This window comes from Phenylobacterium sp., from assembly GCF_004799395.1.
GTDB lineage: Bacteria > Pseudomonadota > Alphaproteobacteria > Caulobacterales > Caulobacteraceae > Phenylobacterium.
Map to the genome: position 1 here is coordinate 1 of NZ_SSMZ01000156.1, position 4,736 is coordinate 4,736.

Below are 4,736 nucleotides of genomic sequence, written 5' to 3' on the forward strand. Positions count from 1 at the left end.
TGACGGGCCATGACGACGCCGATGGCCACTTCCAGGCCGAAGCGGGCCTCGATCTCGCGGACCCGGGTCTCCAGGTCATGGCCTTGCCAAGCCGGATCGCGGGCGCCGCGCACGCGGCCTTCGAGGCGCACGCCTTCGGGCCCGACCACCGTGCGCACGCTGGCCTCGACTGCGCCGCGGCGCATGGCGGCCACCGCCTCGCCAACGAAGCCGTCGAACACCTGCAGCAAGCGGGCGCGGTCGCCGAGCGCGCAGGCGTCCGGATCGCCGTCGTAGGAGACGAGCAGGGTCACGCCGCTGTTGGCCGCGGCGGGCTGCCAGCGGCTGTGGACTTCGTCGACCAGTTCGCGCAGGCGAAGCGGCGCGGGATCGAGGGTGACGCCGTGCAGGGTGACCCTGCGCAGGTCGGACGCGCGTTCCATCAGCCGGCGTACGCCCTGGGCGGCCTCGGCCACGCCGCTCACGCACGACTGGGCGTCTGGCGTCAGGCGTTGCCGCGAAAGCTGATCGGTCAGGGCCAGCGCGCCATCCATTTGCTGGATGATCTCGGCAGTGACGCGGTCGAAGAAGAACTCGGGGAGGGACATGGACAGCCGAAGGTTGCGGTACGCGACAGCCGCCACCATGGCGCCAAGCGCTTGCGGAGAGGTTAAGTCACAGAGGCGACACACGCATTGTCCGGCGGGTCTGGCCGGCCTCTTTGCGAAGCCGGGTCCGATCGCGCATATGAGGGCGATGATCGACCTAAATACCCAGCGGGAGGCCGGCGCCCTTGTGCTGTTCTCCGGCGGGCAGGACTCCAGCGTCTGCCTGGCCTGGGCTCTTGAACGCTATGGGCAGGTCGAGACCGTGGGCTTCGACTACGGCCAGCGCCATGCGGTGGAGCTGGAGGCCCGGTTGGCGGTGCGCCAGCGCATGACCCGCGAGTTCCCCGCCTGGGCGCCGCGGCTGGGCGAGGACCATGTGCTCGACATCTCCAGCTTCGGGGCTGTCGCGGCCTCGGCGCTCACCGCCGACCGGGCTATCGAGATGACCGAGAAAGGTCTGCCGTCGACCTTCGTGCCGGGCCGAAACCTGGCGTTTTTCGTGTACGCGGCGGCGCTGGCCGACAGACGCGGCCTGAAATCCCTGGTCGGCGGCATGTGCGAGACCGATTTCTCCGGCTATCCGGACTGCCGGCGCGAGACGCTGGACGCCATGCAGACCACGCTGAACCTGGGCATGGCCCAGGACTTCGTCATCGAGACGCCCCTGATGTGGATCACCAAGGCCGACACCTGGTCGCTGGCCAAGGGGCTGGGCGGAGACGCGCTCGTGCGGCTGATCGTCGAGGAGAGCCACACCTGCTACCTGGGCGAACGCGACGCCCTGCACCCCTGGGGCTACGGCTGCGGGACCTGCCCGGCCTGCGAGCTGCGGGCGAAGGGCTGGGAGGGCTGGGTGGCGCAGGAGCGCCCGGTGCTGCGAGGATGAGCTACGCGGTCAAGGAGATCTTCCTGACCCTGCAGGGCGAGGGCGGCCAGGCGGGCCGTCCGGCGGTGTTTTGCCGTTTCGCCGGATGCAACCTTTGGTCGGGCCGCGAGCAGGATCGGGACAGTGCGGTCTGCACCTTCTGCGACACCGATTTCGTCGGCATGGACGGGCCCGGCGGGGGCCGGTTCGCCAACGCCGAGGCCCTGGCGGCGGCGGTCGAGGCGGCGTGGCAAGGCGGGGCCGACGACCGGCTGGTGGTCCTGACCGGCGGCGAGCCCCTGCTGCAGCTGGATGCGCCGCTGATCGAGGCGCTGCATGGGCGGGGCTTTTCCCTGGCGCTGGAGACCAACGGCACCTTGCCGGTCCCCGATGGCGTCGACTGGATCTGCGTCAGCCCCAAGGCCCAGGCGCCGGTGGCGCAGACCAGGGGCCAGGAACTGAAGCTGGTCTATCCCCAGGAGGGCGTCGATCCAGCGCGGTTCGAGGGGCTCTTCTTCGAACGGTTCCTGCTGCAGCCGATGGATGGGCCGAGGCGGGCGGAGAACACCCAAGCGGCCATCGCCTATTGCCTTGCCCATCCCCGCTGGCGTTTAAGCGTGCAGACGCACAAGTACCTCGGCATCGCCTGAGGCGCGACTAGACCTCCCCGCCGTACAAGATCAGATGAGCTCCAGGATTTTCGAGATCACCAAGGCCGCGACGTTCGACGCGGCGCACCACCTGCCGGCGGGGCCCACGGGCCCCTACACGCGCCTGCACGGCCACTCGTTCAAGGTCGAGGCCAGCGTGCGCGGCGAGGAACAGGGCGCGATCGGCTGGGTCGCAGACCTCGGCGAGCTGGACCGCGCGCTGCGGGCGGCGGCGGCGGAGCTGGACCATGGCCTGCTGAACGAAAAGCCGGGCCTCGAGAGCCCGACGCTGGAGCACCTGTGCCTGTGGTTCGCCGAACAGCTGAAGGCTGAGTTCCCCGGCCTGTCGCGCGTGGTGGTCTCGCGCCCGAGCATCGGCGAGAGCTGTTCCCTCAGCCTCTGAGCGAGGACTAATTCGCGGGCTTGTCGTCCTTCTTGCCGCCGCCGATGACATCGCCGACGCCGTGGGCGGTGGCGCTGACGCCCTTGGCGGCGATGCCGACGGCGGTTCCGGTGACGGCGACAGCCGCGCCGCCGACTGCGCCGGCGGCGCCCAGGACAATGCAGCCTGAAAGCAGGATGGCGGCCGCGGCGAGGGCCGCGCCCGCCGCGATGGTTCGCAGCGACATCTCAAGAATCTCCCCGGACTGGCCGGCATCCTGCGCGCCGATCCGTGAAGAAATAAGGCGTGTCTCAGAGCTCGTGGATCGCGGCCCTTCGGGGCGTCCCATCGGTATCGCGGCGGAACGGTCCGGCGAAGGCGGGATCGGCGCGGCGGCGGCGGTCGGGGCCGAAGTAGTCGGCGCTTTTCACGAACGGCCTCGGGTGGTCGATGATTTGGGCGACGCGCTCGAGGACGCTGCGCGCGGTCAGCGGCTTGGCCAGGAACTCGTTGACCCCGGCATTGCGAGCCTCCTGCACGCGGGCGATCGTCGAATGGCCGGTGATCATGATCACCGGGCACAGCTGGTTGGGGCTGTCCGGCGAGCGGCGCAGCAGGCGTACGAAGTCGATACCGTCCAGCGGCTGCATGGAAAGGTCGGTCATGACGATATCGACGTTGTGGTTCTTCATCATCTGCAGGCCCTGCGCCCCGTCGCTGGCCTCGAAGATATGGCGCACGCCGATCGCCTTCAGGATCTCCGACAGCAGCATCCGCATGTGATGGTTGTCGTCCACCAGGAGGATTTTCAGGAGGTCGTAGCGCAAGGGCGATCAGCGTCCGTTATTGGCCGGCTCGTCCCGTCGCTGACCGCGACTCGGCCAGTGGGAGTGCGGCTGATTAGGTGGCGGAAACACGGCCGGTCAATGCCAAATCACGGCGATTTCTCAAAAGCTAAGTTGCTGGCGAAGAAAGACAAACTGCTTTGCAAACTAGGCGTGTGTCGAATACCCGACATTACCTACCGCTGGTCGTCCGCCCTGCCCAGGAAATTCAGCCGGTCTGGCCGCGATGGCGCAGGAAGGCGTCGGCCAGCACACAGGCGACCATGGCCTCGACCACCGGCACTGCGCGGATGCCGACGCAGGGGTCGTGGCGGCCCTTGGTCCTTAGCTCGATCTCCTCGCCGGCCTCGTTGAGGCTGCGGCGCGGGGTGAGGATCGAGGAGGTGGGCTTGAAGGCCACGCGTGCGGTCACCGCCTGGCCGGTGGAGATGCCGCCCAGGATGCCGCCGGCGCTGTTGGAGAGGAAGATCGGCCCGTCGTCGCCGGCTCGCATTTCGTCGGCGTTCTCCTCGCCGGTGAGGGCGGCGGCGGCGAAGCCCGCGCCGATCTCCACGCCCTTGGCGGCGTTGATCGACATCAGCGCCGCGGCCAGTTCGGCGTCTAGCTTGCCATAGACCGGCGCGCCCCAGCCGGCGGGGACGCCCGTGGCCTCGACGGCGACGATGGCGCCCGTGGAGGAGCCGGCCTTGCGGATGGCCTCCAGGTGCTCTTCCCAGACCGGCGCCATGTCCGGATCGGGGCACCAGAAGGGGTTGGTCTCCGTCTGGCTGAAGTCGATGCGGTCCGGCGCGACGGCGTGAGGGCCGATCTGGACGACAGCGCCGCGGATGGTGACGCCGGCGACGATCTTGCGGGCCACGGCGCCGGCGGCGACCCGCGCGGCGGTCTCGCGGGCCGATTGCCGGCCGCCGCCGCGGTAATCGCGCACCCCGTACTTGGCGAAGTAGCTGTAGTCGGCGTGGCCGGGGCGAAAGGCGGTGGCGATCTCGGAATAGTCACGGCTGCGCTGGTCGACGTTCTCGATCAGCATGGAGATCGGCGTGCCAGTGGTCACCTGGTCGCGATGGCGTTCGTCGGAGAAGACGCCGGAGAGGATCTTCACCGCGTCAGGCTCCTGGCGCTGGGTGACGAACTTGCCCTGGCCCGGTCGGCGCTTTTCCAGCCAGACCTGCACGTCGGCCTCGGTGAGCGGGATGTTCGGCGGGCAGCCGTCGATCACGCAGCCCAGGGCCGGTCCGTGGCTCTCGCCCCAGGTGGTCACGCGGAAGAGGTGGCCGAAGGTGTTGTGCGACATGGCGAGGCGCTTGTAGCGGCTAAGCCGCCGGCGACCAAACTCAGGGCATCCCCAGGGTGCGGCCGAAGAAGCCGATCGCGGCCTGCAGGGCCTCGAAGTGGGTCTGGCCCTGG

6 protein-coding genes and 1 pseudogene are annotated in these 4,736 nt (G+C 69.2%); 3 read left to right on the forward strand and 4 right to left on the reverse strand.

What is annotated here, in order from left to right; translation table 11 throughout:
* Positions 1 to 626, reverse strand: a pseudogene (locus tag E8A12_RS10125) (hypothetical protein); the annotation flags it as partial.
* Positions 627 to 735: 109 nt separating this feature from the next.
* Between E8A12_RS10125 and queC the strand changes: the two are divergent.
* From queC to E8A12_RS10140, 3 genes are read left to right on the forward strand one after another with little or no spacing between them, the layout of a single operon-like run.
* Positions 736 to 1,473 (forward strand): 7-cyano-7-deazaguanine synthase QueC, encoded by a 738-nt coding sequence (gene queC / locus E8A12_RS10130; RefSeq protein ID WP_293368246.1) that lies wholly within the window; start codon positions 736 to 738, stop codon positions 1,471 to 1,473.
* Positions 1,470 to 2,102, forward strand: a complete 633-nt coding sequence (gene queE / locus E8A12_RS10135; protein WP_293368248.1) for a 7-carboxy-7-deazaguanine synthase — start codon at positions 1,470 to 1,472, stop codon at positions 2,100 to 2,102. Before queC ends, queE begins: the two co-directional genes overlap by 4 nt.
* Before the next feature lie 34 nt (positions 2,103 to 2,136).
* Positions 2,137 to 2,505: a 6-carboxytetrahydropterin synthase gene (locus E8A12_RS10140; protein ID WP_293368250.1), complete on the forward strand. Its 369-nt coding sequence runs from the start codon at positions 2,137 to 2,139 to the stop codon at positions 2,503 to 2,505.
* Positions 2,506 to 2,512: 7 nt separating this feature from the next.
* On the opposite strand, the gene E8A12_RS10145 is transcribed toward E8A12_RS10140, so the two are convergent.
* The 3 genes from E8A12_RS10145 to aroC form a co-directional block, all read right to left on the reverse strand.
* Entirely contained in the window at positions 2,513 to 2,731 is a 219-nt protein-coding gene (locus E8A12_RS10145) for a hypothetical protein (protein WP_293368252.1), read from the reverse strand.
* Between the two features lie 64 nt (positions 2,732 to 2,795).
* Positions 2,796 to 3,311, reverse strand: a complete 516-nt coding sequence (locus E8A12_RS10150; RefSeq protein WP_293368254.1) for a response regulator — start codon at positions 3,309 to 3,311, stop codon at positions 2,796 to 2,798.
* A 226-nt stretch (positions 3,312 to 3,537) separates the two neighbouring features.
* Positions 3,538 to 4,623, reverse strand: coding sequence for a chorismate synthase (gene aroC / locus E8A12_RS10155; protein ID WP_293368256.1), 1,086 nt, complete (start codon positions 4,621 to 4,623; stop codon positions 3,538 to 3,540).
* Positions 4,624 to 4,736: the final 113 nt, after the last annotated feature.

Excerpts from the sequence above, each read along its gene's own strand:
- queC (WP_293368246.1), top strand. The coding sequence starts at position 736 with ATGATCGACCTAAATACCCAGCGGGAGGCCGGCGCCCTTGTGCTGTTC.
- queE (WP_293368248.1), top strand. The coding sequence starts at position 1,470 with ATGAGCTACGCGGTCAAGGAGATCTTCCTGACCCTGCAGGGCGAGGGC.
- E8A12_RS10140 (WP_293368250.1), top strand. The coding sequence starts at position 2,137 with ATGAGCTCCAGGATTTTCGAGATCACCAAGGCCGCGACGTTCGACGCG.
- E8A12_RS10145 (WP_293368252.1), bottom strand. The coding sequence starts at position 2,731 with ATGTCGCTGCGAACCATCGCGGCGGGCGCGGCCCTCGCCGCGGCCGCC.
- aroC (WP_293368256.1), bottom strand. The coding sequence starts at position 4,623 with ATGTCGCACAACACCTTCGGCCACCTCTTCCGCGTGACCACCTGGGGC.